Raw genomic sequence first — 14,997 nt, 5'->3', positions numbered from 1 at the left:
GACAGAAGACTCACTGTCGCACCCATTGTTCACTTGGTCTTTTTTTCCAAAATAATCGATACAATAGAATTCCGATCAAAGCACCCGTGCCGTCCAGTAAGACATCCTGAATCAATCCAGTCCGTCCGCCCGTCAAAATTTGATGGAACTCATCAAAGACGGCAATCGTGATCGCAACCGTATAGGCAAACAGACCTGCCAAAGCATACGGACGGATCAATCGATACGTTAAATCCACCAAGGCGATTCCGAGAACGATGAAGATTGATAGATGCGCTGCCTTTCGAATGAAAAACTCAACGAACCCAGAAGCACCAAGCGCTGCGACACTGACTTCTCCGTGATAATCAAACGAAATGAACCGGAGATGTTCGACAAAACCTAAGTTAACGTATCGCGACAAACCCGGTTTTAAGGATTGCTCTTGATACGGCATCGAACTTGATATAAACAAGATGATCAAAATCAACAGGGTCACATAACCGGACCATGGAATCTTTCTAAACATATATGGCCTCCTTTTCTCACTAACTAATAGAATAGCATGTTCTCTTTTCTAATCCTTTCTAATACTTTCAAATAATCTATAAAATTTGAATTTAAAATCCATTAAATACATAATCATGCAATAATTTTTTTATAAAAACTTTTTTTTACATTTCAAAGGTTTGCGATATAATGAAAGTGGTTATTTAGTACTAGTAAGCAAGGATGCAAGAATAGGAGTTGAGTCCTGTGAAACGTACTCTCGGAAAAAAAATCATGCAATTGCGTAAACAACATCATTACACCCAAAAATATCTGGCAGAACGATGCGGGGAAACCGTTACTTCGATTTCAGCATACGAGCGTGGTCAACGGATGCCGAATACCCAAACACTGGAACGGCTTGCACTTGCACTGAATACGACTGTGATCGATTTAATTGATCCGCAGTATGTCCAACACCCTTCATTACAAGAGTTTATGGCTCAATCCCTCGAACCGACGCAACCGCTCGATTTTAAACTCGTCCTGGAAGATACCCTCGTCCACTTGACGCTATCGCCGGAAGTTTACTTCAATGGCCGCCTTCTGACACAGGAAGTCCGCGATCATATGGCGACATCGATTAATCAGGCGCTCCAACAGGGATTACAATCGATTGAATCAACCTAAAAAAACACGATGAGATGCGGACAGGAACCATTCCTGTGCACGTCTCATCGTGTTTTTGCCGGTCTGTTAATCAGATTTCAAGACATGGTGAATGTACAACTGCCCCTCTTCATATGTCGCTTCCATGATTCGGCTGAAGAACGGGGATTCTGCCGTCTTTTCGGCTAAGAAAACACGTTCGAAGCGACTATGTGCTTGATCGACGAAGCTGAGCTTAAGTTCCCGAACGGCTGATTGGAATGTCATATGTGTCCCGTGCTTACCAAAGGCATCGGGAAGCACCACCCGATCAACAAACTCAAAAGTCTCCTCCGGAAATAATGTTTCGATAAAAGATAAACAACTGGCTTGTAAGGCTTTTTGCTCGGCCATCTTTTCATCCATAACGTTTACCTATCCTCCGATTTCATCGTGATGTCATCTGACTAAACAAAAACGACTGCCTTTCTTTATTACCCCCCCTTTAGACCTAATTAAACTAGTATTAAAAATATTTTTTATCCATTTAAAAGGAAAAGTAAAACGAAAATTTATTTTTTTACCATTTTTTGCTTATACTAAAACAGGGACGATTATAAAATCCGTCCCTGCCTTCGTCTCTATTTCACCCGAGCTTATCGAGTTCTAAAATACTGATGCTTTTCCCGGCGTATAATGTACGGCCGCGATAACGCGAGAGTTTGGCGAACTCGAACAACGTATCCGGTTCGTAGAGGTGTTCAATCAAATAAGCGACTTTCTCATCGGTCTCTGACTTCAAATATGAATTGAAGATCAAACGGTTGCGATCGACCTTTTGACCATAGAACAGCGTACAATTATGAATCCGACGCGACGCGATTGGTTGGACGTGTCGTCTAAGATAATCCGAGTTATAGATATTGACGAGTAATTGTCCATCCGTCGCCAGCAAGTGGCGAATATTCCGGAAAAACAATAACAGCTCTCCGCGCGAATACCGTGCAATCGTCGTGCCGGGTAGGATGATCTTGTTGAATGCACTGTTTCCCATGACATCAATCAACTCATTGCTGAGGCCGTAGACCCGTTTTAAGTACTGTTCAGAAATCCCGGCAATCCGGTTCAGTTCCGGTTCGACGAGATACAGGTCGTATCCTTCTGCGCATAACGTATTAAATAACTTCGCTGAAAAATTTCCGTGCACCAGGACACGATCCTTCTTTTTCAGATAACGTCGATACAACATCAACTCGTCGATTTCCGGCAAGGAGGACGTTTCTTGGTAAAGTGCTGTGAACCGGTCGTCCGCAAATAAGTTATCGAGTACTTGAACCCGTGAATAACTTCCTTTTCGTGAAAATGGACCGAACAATGGCGCCTCATCCATGATAAATCAACTCCTTATACGTCTGAATCGCTGCTTCATAATCTGAACCAAGGCGTTCCGGCAGGACATCAAACCGTTCTTTCTGATCCGCTTCGAGAATGGCGAGAAACGACTCATCCGTCTCAAACAGTTGATTTGTCACCAGTTCAAAAGCAAAACAGCCTTCATTGTTTTGAATGCCAATCATCGTCAACGGACCAAACTTCCCTTCCGTTCGCGGAAGCTCGAGCACGCTGTAAGGTGTCACGAACTGGCTTGTTCCTTGGAATGCGGAAGCCAGTTGATACAGAATCGGGTATAAAGCGAGTTGCGCTATCGGAACCAGCTCTTCCCACTTCTTCAGTTGCCGTTCCCGTAGCTGACAGACATTCAAATCAAACGTCGAACTGAGTGACATCCTTTTTCCGTAGTCGGAAAAGATACCGTCGTGATAAAAGAAAAGACGGTGCGACGCCGACATGCCGGCAAGTGTCGCATAATCGAGAATTCCGATCCGGTGTTCCAGGCTCGAGACGACACTCGTTTCGTGCCACTGCTTGATGGCCGCGGCTAACCCCTCCCGGTCGTAAGTCGCCAAACGTTCTCTGACATTAAACGATAACGTGTCGGAAAAGGCCAACAAGACCGGTGTCCGGCTCATCAATTCGATGACCGGTAAGTCATGACGGGTCGATTGATCGATGTATAACAAACTGTTGATTGTCATCTGATCAAACAGAGTTGGTGCAATCGAGTCGAGCAACTCTGTTGTTTCGACATAGACATGACGTAACGGTTGCGGCTCTCGAGAGGCGGTATCCGGATAGACGCCGGTGAATAAAGACATCAAAGCATCTTGTAATTCAATCGGTTGCGAATACCCTGCCGTCCCTTCTAACGGGATCATCTCATTCAAGAAATACGGATCACCGAACAAGACATCCCCTCGTTCATTAATCAAATGAAATTGAACATGTAGCATCCGTTGTTGTAAATACGCGACGAGTCGCAAGGTCCGTTCCCCCGGTCCCTGCAGGACGAACAAATAATGCTCGAATTCTTGAAAGTCCATATAATCGAGTAAATCCAAGAACGTATGTTGATCGTAATCATAACGATCCATTGAGAACCGGTGCTGCTCACAAAAAGTCGTGAGGGCATCGGTCGGGTCAAGTTGGTGCAACCAGCCTTCACTTTCAGAAAGAACCGTCAGTCCGATCATATCCATGCTCCTTTCAAGGGATAATAATAAAAAGGGCTTCAGACCTGTGACGGAATGAAGCCACGTCATCAAGCGACGTCATCATGAAGTTTTTAGTTCTCGTTTCGCTGGCGGTTTGATCCGGTCCATTTCCCGACTTGCCAAGGGTGCGACCGAGACAGTAGCAACATTTAAGCACCAGCCGTAAGATGTCATGGTCCGGCGCGATTCTTTAAAGGTGAGATTCATAGGAGTTACCCCTTTCTTTCGTTAAAATGGCAGACAACACGTTGACGACTTGTTGAACTAAAAATTTGGTATCAGATCCCGTTCCCTCTTATAATGGAAAAGGGTATCGTTTTCTCAAATCCACTGGACAGAAAGGACAGAACCCGATGGATCAATTCACGTCACCGCAGATTGGTCTTGCCCTTCGCCGTCTTCGCAAGAAACATAAGCTGACACAGAAGGATTTGGCGAATGGAATTTGCAGCCAAGCGGAAATCAGTAAGATTGAAAGTGGGACACATTCTCCGACGGTAGATTTATTATTTGCTCTATCACGACGATTACAGGTGCCGATTACCGTTTTTTTAGATCGTACAGAACAATATGATTCCTTACGGACGATAGATGATTCCTTACTGATGAAATTTAGAAACCTTCAGTATGAGGACATTTATAGTGAGACAAGACATCTTTTAGAAAATTTTCATTTAACAGAAGAAGCTTCCCTGCTTTATAAATATTATTTCCACTTATCGTCCTATCGTCTTAAAAAAATTGATTTCCGAACTTGTATCGTCGAATTACAAAAGCTATCTGATTTTTATTCAACCACGTATTATTCACCAAAGATGCTGATTCGTTTAAAATCGGCAATTGCCACTATCTATTATGAAAATAGAAGTTTTAAACGTGGAATCACTGTTTATCAGGAATTGCTCAAATTAAATTTCGATAATGATGAATTAATGATTGATAGAATAAGAATCTTATACAATTTCTCTAAAATTTTACTCGATATGAATGAGATCTCAGAAGCTTTAGTTTATATTGAAGAAGGCATACACGATAGCTTAAGATTCAAGGACATGTCTCTTTTAGGACAGCTTTTGTTTCAAAAAGCTTCAGCTTTAGAATTTAGTTATGCAGACTTATCAGACATAGAAGATGCCTATACAAAAGCTTATTTGCTCTTTGATTTATTAGGAATGAAGGAATATAAAGAAATTATTATTTCTGATAAAATGCATTATATTCAAATCAAAAAGATAGTTTAATTATTTAAACTGTGTATTTGTAAGAGAATTCTGTCGGCAGGTTGTTTCCAGCTACGTCACGTTTCACTGAGAATTCTGTCGGTAGGTTGTTTCCGGCTACGTCACGCTTCACTGAGAATTCTGTCGGCAGGTTGTTTCCGGCTACGTCGCGCTTCACTGAGAATTCTGTCGGCAAGTTGTTTCCAGCTACGTCGCGCTTCACTGAGAATTCTGTCGGCAAGTTGTTTCCAGCTACGTCACGCTTCACTGAGAATTCTGTCGGCAGGTTGTTTCCGGCTACGTCACGCTTCACTGAGAATTCTGTCGGTAGGTTGTTTCCAGCTACGTCAGTTTTGATTACTGCATTTCCCGAATGAATGATTCCAAATGCTGAAAGTGTGATTCCTACGCTACCGATAGATAAAAGTAATTTCTTTTTCAAGTTCATAATGAATAACCTCCTAATTTTTTTGTCTAGCTTCGTAACAACATCATATATCCTTAGACCCCCTTCGGATATTCGAATACGAATATTTAGTGTGTTTTGCACATTATTTACACTTACCACACCTTTTGACTTAGGTCATAAGTCACGAAACGTGTATCTTTTTTACATTTTATCCACCTTTGTGTCGATAAAGTGTATGAAAATAGATTTTTTAGAATATTCAATCACTCCAATCTCTTTGATTCTTCTTCACAAAAAAAACCCGTTTCGTTTGCAGCACGCAAACGAAACGGGTTTAGCCTTATTTTGACGAACGGCGCAACGCAACAAAATAACCTACTCCAAGCAGGACGACCAGTCCAAGCAGAATGCTGCTGACCGTTGTTCGGGCAGGCGATTCCGGAATCCAAATACCGATTGCAAGATTGATTGCCGCAATCAGCAATACGAGCCAGACGATGGTTTTGGGTCTCATCTTTTCCTCCTTCACTTTGACGTTTCTTGATTCGTTCTTCTTCGTGATATCCATACAAAATCCCTCTTATTTGAAACGTCATGATGTGATATGTTGACAGAAGACGATTTTTAATAAGGGGGACCTATGGATGAAAAAGTTAGCAGTATTTTGTGGTTCTAAAGACGGAGCAACACCTGTTTTCCGTGAAGCAGCGACTACTCTCGGAACAGCATTGGCAAGACATCGAATCGGGCTCGTTTACGGCGGTTCACGCGTCGGGACGATGGGTGCCGTTGCGGACGCTGTCCTCGCAGCAAACGGACAGGCAGTCGGTGTCCTGCCGCGTTTCCTGCAGGAAAAAGAGATTGCCCATCCGAATCTGACGGAACTTCATCTTGTCGAATCGATGCACGACCGAAAAGCCAAAATGGCGGAACTTGCCGACGGCTTCATCATCCTGCCGGGTGGTCCCGGAACGATGGAAGAATTTTTTGAAGTCTTTACATGGGCGCAGCTCGGACTGCATGAAAAACCGTGCGGTATCCTGAACATCGACGGCTATTATGATTCGCTCGTCCAACTGTTTCAGCAAATGGAGACGCAGGGTTTCCTGATTCCCGAACATGCTGCGATGCTGATCGTCGAGTCCAATCCGGAACGACTGCTTGAACGGTTCCGGTCGTACAAGGCACCTCGTGTCAAGACTTACATGAAGCCGGAACAAACATAATGGAACCCTTCAAAGCTCACGTTGTGAGCTTTTTTTACGTTTTACTCCGTCCATTCCTTGACGTAACGGTGCAGCAACGCTTTGACCTCATCCTGAATCTCCGCGTCTTCGAGCGCAAACGCTAACGTCGTCTCGACATACCCCATCTTTTCCCCGACATCGAACCGTTTCCCTTCGACCTCATACCCATAGACCTCTTCTTGTCCATTCAGCCGTTCAATCGCATCCGTCAGCTGAATCTCTCCACCTGATCCGGCTTCCTGCGTCGCCAGGAATTTAAAGATGGCCGGAGTCAGGATATACCGCCCGATGATCGCCATATTGGACGGTGCCGTTCCCTGGACCGGTTTTTCGACGAACTGCCGGACCTGGTAACGACGTCCTGTCTGATTCAGCGGATCGATGATACCGTACCGGTGCGTATCTTCAGTCGGCACGTGACGGACACCGACGACCGATGCGTCCAGTTCTTCGTATTGATCGATTAGTTGTTTCAGACCCGGTTCTTCCGAGACGAGGATGTCGTCGCCGAGCAGGACGGCAAACGGCTCATCACCGATGAAATGACGGGCACTCCAAATCGCATGTCCAAGTCCTTTCGGTTCTTTTTGACGAATATAATGAATCTCTGCCATCGTTGTCGAGGCATCGACCTCTTTCAATAAATCGAGTTTTCCTTTTTGACGCAGGATGTTCTCGAGTTCCGGTGCATGGTCAAAATGATCCTCAATCGCCCGCTTGTTTCGCCCGGAGACGATGATGATCTGTTCGATGCCCGATGCCACAGCTTCCTCAACAATGTACTGGATTGTCGGTTTCGTTAAAATCGGTAACATTTCTTTCGGCATCGCTTTGGTTGCCGGTAAAAACCGGGTCCCGAGACCGGCTGCCGGGATAATCGCTTTTCTGACTTTTGACATGCCCATTCCTCCTCGTCGCTTCATCCGCTACTTGATAAACATTCGCTTTCTAGTGTCTTGTTCCCTGTTTTAGAAAAAAAAGACCAGAGACAAGTGTCCCTGATCCGTCCTTAAAATAATTTAGTGACTGCTTCCGTTAACGTCGCAAACGACGGTGTCTCATCAATGACCATCAGAGTGCCGGCTGCAAGTACAAGTAAACTGATCCCTGACAAGATCCACCCCGGATGTTTGACCGTATCTTCCGCATCGGTGTTTTTCTTGCCTGGTTTTGCTTGTGCGCCCTGCTCCTTCAGACGATCCCGCCGATACTGGTGCTGTTCTTCTTTCGTCAGCTTCTTGTATTCAGTCAGGAACTTCTTGTATTCCGGTACGACTTCCTTCGTCGTCCCGTCGAGCTTGACCTGTCCGTATTCGAGCCAGATGACCCGCTCACAGAAGCTCCGGATTTGGTTTAGCGAGTGACTGACGAAGATGATTGTTTTGCCTTCGTTTTTAAACTCGTTCATCTTGTCGATACACCGGTTATAGAATGTCTGGTCACCGACCGACAAGGCTTCATCGACGATCAAGATGTCGGCATCGACATTGACGGCAATCGCAAATCCGAGTCGTGACTTCATCCCGCTCGAATATTTTTTAATCGGTTGATCGATGAAATCTCCGATATCCGCGAAATCAATGATACCCGGCATCCGGCGTTCGATTTCTGCATCGTCCATCCCGAGCATCAAACATTTCAAATGGATGTTCTCACGACCGGTCAGCACGTTTTTCAGCCCTTGGGACACAGCGATGATCGCTACTTCCCCATTGATCGCGACGTCACCTTCATTAGCGTAGATGATGCCGGAGATTAAGTTCGACAGCGTCGATTTCCCGGAACCGTTGATCCCGACAAGACCGACGACTTCACCGGACCCGATATCAAGTGAGACATCGCGGAGCGCCGTGAACGTCTTGACGTTTTTACTTTGATTCTTAAACAGTAGCTTGAATTTTTCTTTTGTCGTCGTGACCATATCAAATCGTTTCGTGACATGGTCGAGTTTTATCATAGACATGGCGATTTCCTTCCTTAAACGAGCTCGGTGAATGATTTACGGAACTTGATGTGTAAAAACGTTCCGGCTGTGAACAAGAGCAATGTCACGCTCCAGAAATAAAGTCCCGTCGGCCACTCTTGCCAGACCCAGGCACCGCCAAGCAGACTGGCACGGTATCCTTCAACAAGGTAAAAGACCGGGTTCAGACGAAGCACACCATGTAAGACGTCCGGGAACCGTTCGATATTCCATAGAATCGGTGTCAGATAAAAGAGCATCCGCATCATCGATTGTAAGAACAATTGAATGTCTTTGACGAGCGTAATCAATGTTGAGAAACAAAGTGAGAACGCATAGACGAAAATATAGGTCGCTGCCATATAATACGGGAGCTGGAGTAACTTCCATGTAATCGGAATACCATTTAGGATGATGACGATGAAGACGATCAGGAGCATCGCGAAATGTTGATACATCCGCGATAAGATGACATACGATGGAATTGCACTCATCGGGAAACGCATTTTCGTTACCATCGCCAGTCGACTGTTGATCGAGTTCGATCCGCGCAACAAAGCATCGTTGATGAAGAACCAGACGACGATTCCGCAGAGGAGCCAGACGATGAACGGCGTATCACCGTCGACGTTTTTATTCCCTTTCAGACCGACACCAAAGACGAACCAGTAAATAAAGATCTGTAAACCGGGATTCAAAAGCTCCCACAAAAGTCCAAGTCGTTGCTCCGCGTGCGCCGATTTAATCTCATAACGGGCGAGGCGGCGAATCAGCGGAAAATTCTCCACTTGTTCGCGGATGATGCTTTTCATTTCTTTCCACATAATTAATTTCCTTCCGATCTGTAAAGGTACATGTATTTTAGTTCCGTTGCATCCACTTCAAAATAAAAAAACGGGCTCCGTTCGCGATTCTTCAAACGAACGACCGACCGCGGACAGGCAGATGCCTGCACGTTGATTGATTCCTCCCTTCCTTTTCCAAGCACTCTTCTCCTATTAAAAAGTAGGCACCAGGTGCCATACACTTAATCAATTCTAGCCATCGTTAAAATTCATGTCAATGTATTGGGCAAACCGACACCAAACTGTAGCTTTCTGACCGACAAAAAAACCAGTTAGCAACGATAGAAAAGACATCGCTGTTAACTGGTTTCGAATGGGATAGAAGTGGAAATTCAATCGTCGTAGGCGGGGATGACAATCCCCAAATCAATAAAATGCTCATTACACATAAAATGACCAGAACCATGGTTCCCTGAATCGTCTCTTTCATCGTCTCATTGCTCTCCTCCCGCTATTTTCCTCGTTTCTTCATCATACAGAATTCGTACTCTGAACTCCACCAATAGATTATCAATTAATGGGAATGTTTGACGATTTGATGTATGTTTCCATTTCTTTTTTTAATCAGACAGATTATAATGAAAGCGTTATCATTTTGTGGAATTAGGTCCAATTAACTGGATTTTTGTTCCCTAACAAACATCTGTCCCTGGTTGTTATGTCGTCCGACCTAAGAATTTACGAATTTTACAAAAGTTTTATCGCACCAGATACCTAGAACGACTTATAGTAGAAGAAGAGGTCAACGATCGCATTTCGACCTTGTATTCATACACCCACTTTGAAGGAGGATTTTTACGTATGTATAAATCAAAACCGCTTTACGCGGCAGCCGTCGCTGTCGCCCTGACGACATCGGCAATCGTGCCGGTTGCGCAGACTACTGTATCCGCAGCAACGCATGTCAAAGTCAAAACGGTCAAACTCAAGTCACTCGTCTTCACAAAAGGTGCCCCAGTCAAGTTACCGGCTACATACAAGGGCGAGAAAATCACGTGGAACAGTTATGATCGTCATATCTTCAACCGCTATCAGACGATCAAAGGAACGTATGGCAAGAAGAAATCACCGATCGAAGTAAAAATCCTCATTCAAAACTATGCCGTCAAGTTCGTCGAAAGTGTTAAAGAACAGACGATCTATGTCGGTGAAAAACCGGAACTTCCAAAAACATTGGCTGTCCTCTATGCAACAGGCCGCGTCTATGACAAGCCGGTGCATTGGACGAAAGTCGATACGAGCGAAGCCGGCGTGAAATATGCTGTCGCAAGCTACACACGTCTCGGTAAGACGATCACACTTAAAGCAAAAATCAACGTCCTCGATATCAATAAAGATGACTTCTCGATTGGTTTGATGCACACGAACGATACGCACGCAAACCTCGATAAAGCACCAAAACGCGCAACCGTCATTAAAGAACTCCGTACTGCCTATAAAGCAGACGGTACTCCGTCACTTTTACTTGACGCAGGCGATGTCTTCTCTGGTTCGCTTTACTTCAACAAATTTAAAGGCCAAGCTGATCTTGAGCTCATGAACTATATGAAATACGACATGATGACGTTCGGTAACCACGAGTTCGATCTCGGAGATGCGGACAATCATTTAGCTTTACAAGAATTCGTCACGAAAGCCAAATTCCCGTTCATCACAGCGAACGTTGATTTCAGCAAAAACGAATTACTCGGTGGTCTGCAATCGAAAACGATCACAGCGGGTCCTGAAAAAGGCAAAATCTATCAAGGGATCATCAAAGAATACAAAGGACAAAAAATCGGATTCTTCGGTCTGACGACAGAAGAAACAGCGGATATTTCGAGTCCGGGATCTGTTGCCTTCGCGAACTACATCGACAGCGCGAAAGCAGCCGTCAAGAAACTTCAGGATCGTGGTGTCAACAAGATCGTCGCCTTGACACACATTGGTTTTGACGATAATCCGGCAGTCGACAACGACCAGTTGCTCGCACGCAATGTGGACGGCATCGATGTCATCGTCGGTGGTCACTCGCATACGAAACTCGAAACACCGGTCGTCGTTGATGATACGATCGTACCGGGTAAAGCAGAACCGACAATCATTGCCCAAGCCTACCAATACGGTGATTTCCTCGGTAACCTGAACTTGACGTTCGATTACAAAGGGAAATTGACAGAGTATAAAGGATCATTGATCGACGTCTCGAAAGCAGCGGAAGATGCAACGGCCGCTTCGATCCTCAAACCATATGCCGATCAAATCACAGAACTTAAAAACGAAGAAGTCGGCGCCAACATCGTCAACGAACTCGTGAACCCGCGTGGCGAAGTCAGCGTCCGCAACAGTGAAACGGCACTCGGAAACCTGATCACGGACGGTATGCTCCAAAAAGCGAAAGAATATAACAAAGATACAGTCATCGCCATGCAAAACGGTGGCGGAATCCGTGCTGCCATCAATGCCGGTCCACTCACAGTCGGTGAAGTCTTAACGACTCTTCCGTTCGGTAACACACTCGCGACAGCGAAATTGACAGGTCAGGAAATCAAAGACCTGCTTGAAATCAGCGTTGGTGTCGCACCAATCGAGAACGGTGGCTTCCTTCACGTCTCGGGCATGAAATTCGAATACAGCAGCAAACTCGCGAAAGGCGACCGTGTCACGAAGATGGAAGTCAAAAACGGCGACACGTTCGAACCACTTGACTTGACGAAAACGTACGTCATCGCAACCAATGCCTTCACAGCCAAAGGTGGAGACGGACTCACGCCGTTCGAAGTTGCTTATAAAGCGGGACGTGTGACGGACCTTGGTCTCTCGGACTGGGAAAACCTCCGCGACTTCACGAAGTCACTTGGCGAAGTCAACTACTCAATCGAAGGTCGAATCATCGATACAAAAGCAGAAACAAAATAAGTCATCAAAAAAAGACCGGGCTTAACAGCCGGTCTTTTTGCATTTACAGGAGGCGGATCCATATCCCCTCCTGTTTTTGTGTTCATAACGTCTGGGTCTGATTTTGTTTCAGCAAGGCGATGATGTCATCGAGTTCATATTCCTGTGCCATCATCAGCGGCGTATAACCATCGGCATTTTTGATCGCCGGATCCGCGCCACGCTCGAGCAAGAGTTTGACCGTCTCTTTTCCTTCGCCCTCAACGGCGTGATGGAGCGGTGTATATTTCTCGTCATCCTGCTGATTGATTTTTTCGCCCCGTTTTAAGTACAACTCAACCAATTCCTTGTTGTTGCTGTAGACCGCGGTGATGAACGGTCGTTCGCCGAACTCATTGACGGCGTCGACGTCGCTCCCGGCAGCCAGCAAGGCTTTAAAGACTTTATCCAGCCCTTTACTTGACTTCCGGTACCCAAGATAATGCAAAGCCGTATCTCCGTCAGCATCGACTGCTTCCATGTCACTCTTCGGAATCAACGCTTCGATTTCTGCCAGTGTCCCCTTTTGAATTGCCGCCATCAGTTTCGATTCTCCGAGATCTTCTTTTGCAGTTGTCTGTTGTTCGACGGAAGAGACACTGTCTGTCAACCATTGGGGCAGTTTAAGCTCTGTCGCAACGAAGACCAGACCGGCCAGTCCCAGACAACTCAGACTGACGAGGACAACACTTGCTACACGGGCAGATCGTTTTCGTGACACGTCTAGTCCGGCAAACGTCAATCGACGGGAAATGGACGATTGGTTTCGGAACAGTTCGCTGAGTACGGCGGCAAACGGCATCGGTTGTCGTTTTTGATCAATGTAGGCGGTCAGGTTCAACGTCTGCCAGGAAACTGGACCAACGACAGACCGGACGAGCGCTGGAACACGTTCCTCTTCCGTTAGACAAGCCAGTGCCATACGGTCAGCTGTCTCTTCACACGCCCGGAGATACGCACTTCTAAGGAACGGCACCCAACTCCCGAGTAACAGCAGCATCCGTTTTTCTTCATGGTTTTGTTTCAAATGGACGAGTTCGCGGATCAGTTCGAAGCGCGTCGTCTCATCGACCGAATAGCCGGTCGGTAAGACAAGCAGATACTTTTGAAACAAGCCGATCGTCCGCGGACGGTTGATTGTCTTATGGTTGGTTACGGTGATTTCCGGCACTTTCCAAAATTCCAATCGTTCAGCGTCCTGTCGAAGTTGTTCATAAACGAGTGGCTGCTGCTGTTCGTTCAAGACAATCCCGTCCGTCCGGATCGTCATTACCCGGTTCCACTGGCGCACCCAGACGATACCGAGCAAAAGAAGGACCATCCCGACGATTACAATTCCTATCGTTCCCAGTGCCAGGACAACGATGACTAAACTACAACCTGTCGCAACCGTACTCAGTAAAAGTAACCAAAAATAAAGTTTTTCGCGTATTGTAGCAGACGGCTTTCTTTGTCTGATTTGGTTCATTTTTTCATTCATTGGTTCACCTCTTTTTCTTACTTCTCTTATCATACCGATAATTCCATAAGAGTTCCAAGTCAATTCTTGTTAATACATAAAAAAACTATTTTTAAATATATTTTAGATATAAAAATAATTTTTTTAAAATCATGTCTAAAGACCTATATTTAATATAATTTACTCCAGTTAAAATCATATTAAATAGATTTATTGAAGCGATACAAGCATTCCTTGTAACATTTGAAATATTTTAGGTGTGATTCTTTAGAACCACAAACGTTTTCTTACTAGGTGATACAAAAGTCATTGATATAAATTGCATTCCGCATTTTAATACCATATAATAACTAATAGAATGAAAAAAATGGGAGTGATTTTCTTGGGGTTATTAGGACTTTTTAATAAGGAATATACGATTCAGTATCATGTCATTGAACAGGATGAAGTAGTCGATACGGACCGCCTGATCATTAAAGCCGGCGACCACACAGCTGCACGAAAAAAAGCGGATACGATGCTTCGTAAACAATTTGGTCGGACGCAATACAAAATCGAGTGGGTCCAACGCTTCTAATCGTTCAAATACCCGGTCGCCTCAGCAAGATTGAGACGACCGGGTATTTTTGTGTTTAGCTCGATTGCTGATATTCCGATTTGACAAGGCGATCGGCTTTTAGGAAAAGACGAAGCGCAGTGTAGAGGACAATCCCGATGGCCGCACCACTTCCGTCGATGATGACGTCTCCGACTAACGGTGTCCGTCCGCCGGTCAGTTGCTGATGAAACTCATCAAAGACTCCGACCGTAATCGCTGTAGTCGCGGCAAAGAAAGCAGCTGGAACAGGCCGGTATCCCCTTGTACGTAGGACGTGGACAAGGCTTGTCCCGAGGATGAAGAATAGACCGGCATGCATCCCTTTACGGATGAAGAACTCGAGGAACGCCGCTGGACCTAACGACGCGACACTAATCGGCACCTCATAGTGAAACGAGACGAACGAAAAAGCATAGACCCAGCCGAGTGGGATATGATTGGTCAACAACGGAATCAGCGATTGTTGCTGATAACTCATCGAACTGAATCCGAATAATAAAAGCAAGATAACTCCTGCCATGATGTAGCCAATCGATGGACGACGCATCCGAACATCCCTCCTTTCAATACTTGCCATCGTACCACGGATGTCAAAACGACACATACGGCAAA

The 14,997-nt window shown here is 45.3% G+C and carries 17 protein-coding genes; 5 read left to right on the top strand and 12 right to left on the bottom strand.

Annotated features, from left to right (window positions below):
• Positions 1 to 10 precede the first annotated feature (10 nt).
• On the bottom strand, positions 11 to 508 hold the full coding sequence (locus MUN34_RS01050) for a VanZ family protein (protein ID WP_247856652.1): 498 nt from the start codon (positions 506 to 508) through the stop codon (positions 11 to 13).
• 227 nt (positions 509 to 735) lie between these two features.
• Between MUN34_RS01050 and MUN34_RS01045 the strand changes: the two genes are divergently transcribed.
• Entirely contained in the window at positions 736 to 1,158 is a 423-nt protein-coding gene (locus MUN34_RS01045) for a helix-turn-helix domain-containing protein (protein WP_247856651.1), read from the top strand.
• A 66-nt stretch (positions 1,159 to 1,224) separates the two neighbouring features.
• On the opposite strand, the gene MUN34_RS01040 is transcribed toward MUN34_RS01045, so the two are convergent.
• The 4 genes from MUN34_RS01040 to MUN34_RS01025 form a co-directional block, all read right to left on the bottom strand.
• Positions 1,225 to 1,542, bottom strand: coding sequence for a hypothetical protein (locus MUN34_RS01040; protein ID WP_247856650.1), 318 nt, complete (start codon positions 1,540 to 1,542; stop codon positions 1,225 to 1,227).
• Positions 1,543 to 1,762: 220 nt separating this feature from the next.
• On the bottom strand, positions 1,763 to 2,506 hold the full coding sequence (locus tag MUN34_RS01035; RefSeq protein ID WP_026827420.1) for a hypothetical protein: 744 nt from the start codon (positions 2,504 to 2,506) through the stop codon (positions 1,763 to 1,765).
• On the bottom strand, positions 2,499 to 3,713 hold the full coding sequence (locus tag MUN34_RS01030; protein WP_247856649.1) for a hypothetical protein: 1,215 nt from the start codon (positions 3,711 to 3,713) through the stop codon (positions 2,499 to 2,501). The genes MUN34_RS01035 and MUN34_RS01030 overlap by 8 nt, the downstream gene beginning before the upstream one ends.
• A gap of 75 nt (positions 3,714 to 3,788) precedes the next feature.
• A complete protein-coding gene (locus MUN34_RS01025) occupies positions 3,789 to 3,935 on the bottom strand; it encodes a hypothetical protein (protein ID WP_160168605.1) in 147 nt (48 codons plus the stop codon).
• A gap of 146 nt (positions 3,936 to 4,081) precedes the next feature.
• On the opposite strand from MUN34_RS01025, the gene MUN34_RS01020 reads away from it, so the two are divergent.
• Entirely contained in the window at positions 4,082 to 4,969 is an 888-nt protein-coding gene (locus MUN34_RS01020) for a helix-turn-helix domain-containing protein (RefSeq protein ID WP_247856648.1), read from the top strand.
• Positions 4,970 to 4,973: 4 nt separating this feature from the next.
• On the opposite strand, the gene MUN34_RS01015 is transcribed toward MUN34_RS01020, so the two are convergent.
• The gene (locus MUN34_RS01015; RefSeq protein ID WP_247856647.1) at positions 4,974 to 5,396 is read right to left on the bottom strand and encodes a hypothetical protein; all 423 of its coding nucleotides are present in this window, start codon (positions 5,394 to 5,396) and stop codon (positions 4,974 to 4,976) included.
• A gap of 301 nt (positions 5,397 to 5,697) precedes the next feature.
• The gene (locus tag MUN34_RS01010; protein WP_200868715.1) at positions 5,698 to 5,871 is read right to left on the bottom strand and encodes a hypothetical protein; all 174 of its coding nucleotides are present in this window, start codon (positions 5,869 to 5,871) and stop codon (positions 5,698 to 5,700) included.
• A gap of 130 nt (positions 5,872 to 6,001) precedes the next feature.
• Between MUN34_RS01010 and MUN34_RS01005 the strand changes: the two genes are divergently transcribed.
• Positions 6,002 to 6,583, top strand: coding sequence for an LOG family protein (locus tag MUN34_RS01005; protein WP_247856646.1), 582 nt, complete (start codon positions 6,002 to 6,004; stop codon positions 6,581 to 6,583).
• 41 nt (positions 6,584 to 6,624) lie between these two features.
• Here the strand turns inward: MUN34_RS01005 and galU are convergent, their stop codons facing one another.
• The 3 genes from galU to MUN34_RS00990 all read right to left on the bottom strand — a co-directional run bounded on the left by galU (position 6,625) and on the right by MUN34_RS00990 (position 9,391).
• On the bottom strand, positions 6,625 to 7,503 hold the full coding sequence (galU, locus tag MUN34_RS01000) for a UTP--glucose-1-phosphate uridylyltransferase GalU (protein WP_247856645.1): 879 nt from the start codon (positions 7,501 to 7,503) through the stop codon (positions 6,625 to 6,627).
• A 110-nt stretch (positions 7,504 to 7,613) separates the two neighbouring features.
• Positions 7,614 to 8,567, bottom strand: a complete 954-nt coding sequence (locus MUN34_RS00995) for an ABC transporter ATP-binding protein (protein WP_051525114.1) — start codon at positions 8,565 to 8,567, stop codon at positions 7,614 to 7,616.
• 14 nt (positions 8,568 to 8,581) lie between these two features.
• The gene (locus tag MUN34_RS00990; RefSeq protein ID WP_026827415.1) at positions 8,582 to 9,391 is read right to left on the bottom strand and encodes an ABC transporter permease; all 810 of its coding nucleotides are present in this window, start codon (positions 9,389 to 9,391) and stop codon (positions 8,582 to 8,584) included.
• A gap of 822 nt (positions 9,392 to 10,213) precedes the next feature.
• On the opposite strand from MUN34_RS00990, the gene MUN34_RS00985 reads away from it, so the two are divergent.
• Positions 10,214 to 12,310 carry a 5'-nucleotidase C-terminal domain-containing protein gene (locus MUN34_RS00985; RefSeq protein ID WP_247856644.1) on the top strand — a complete coding sequence of 699 codons (2,097 nt, stop codon included), beginning with the start codon at positions 10,214 to 10,216 and terminating at the stop codon, positions 12,308 to 12,310.
• An 82-nt stretch (positions 12,311 to 12,392) separates the two neighbouring features.
• Here MUN34_RS00985 and MUN34_RS00980 read toward each other — a convergent pair whose 3' ends face one another.
• Positions 12,393 to 13,808, bottom strand: coding sequence for an ankyrin repeat domain-containing protein (locus MUN34_RS00980; protein WP_247856643.1), 1,416 nt, complete (start codon positions 13,806 to 13,808; stop codon positions 12,393 to 12,395).
• A gap of 361 nt (positions 13,809 to 14,169) precedes the next feature.
• On the opposite strand from MUN34_RS00980, the gene MUN34_RS00975 reads away from it, so the two are divergent.
• Positions 14,170 to 14,364 (top strand): hypothetical protein, encoded by a 195-nt coding sequence (locus MUN34_RS00975; RefSeq protein ID WP_152538816.1) that lies wholly within the window; start codon positions 14,170 to 14,172, stop codon positions 14,362 to 14,364.
• Between the two features lie 55 nt (positions 14,365 to 14,419).
• On the opposite strand, the gene MUN34_RS00970 is transcribed toward MUN34_RS00975, so the two are convergent.
• Positions 14,420 to 14,932 carry a VanZ family protein gene (locus tag MUN34_RS00970; RefSeq protein ID WP_247856642.1) on the bottom strand — a complete coding sequence of 171 codons (513 nt, stop codon included), beginning with the start codon at positions 14,930 to 14,932 and terminating at the stop codon, positions 14,420 to 14,422.
• Positions 14,933 to 14,997 lie beyond the last annotated feature (65 nt).

It is taken from the genome of Exiguobacterium sp. 17-1 (genome assembly GCF_023096305.1).
GTDB classification, from domain to species: Bacteria; Bacillota; Bacilli; order Exiguobacteriales; family Exiguobacteriaceae; genus Exiguobacterium_A; species Exiguobacterium_A sibiricum_A.
Note: the sequence above shows the minus strand (reverse complement) of the source record. Positions and strands in the feature narration are given on the sequence as shown.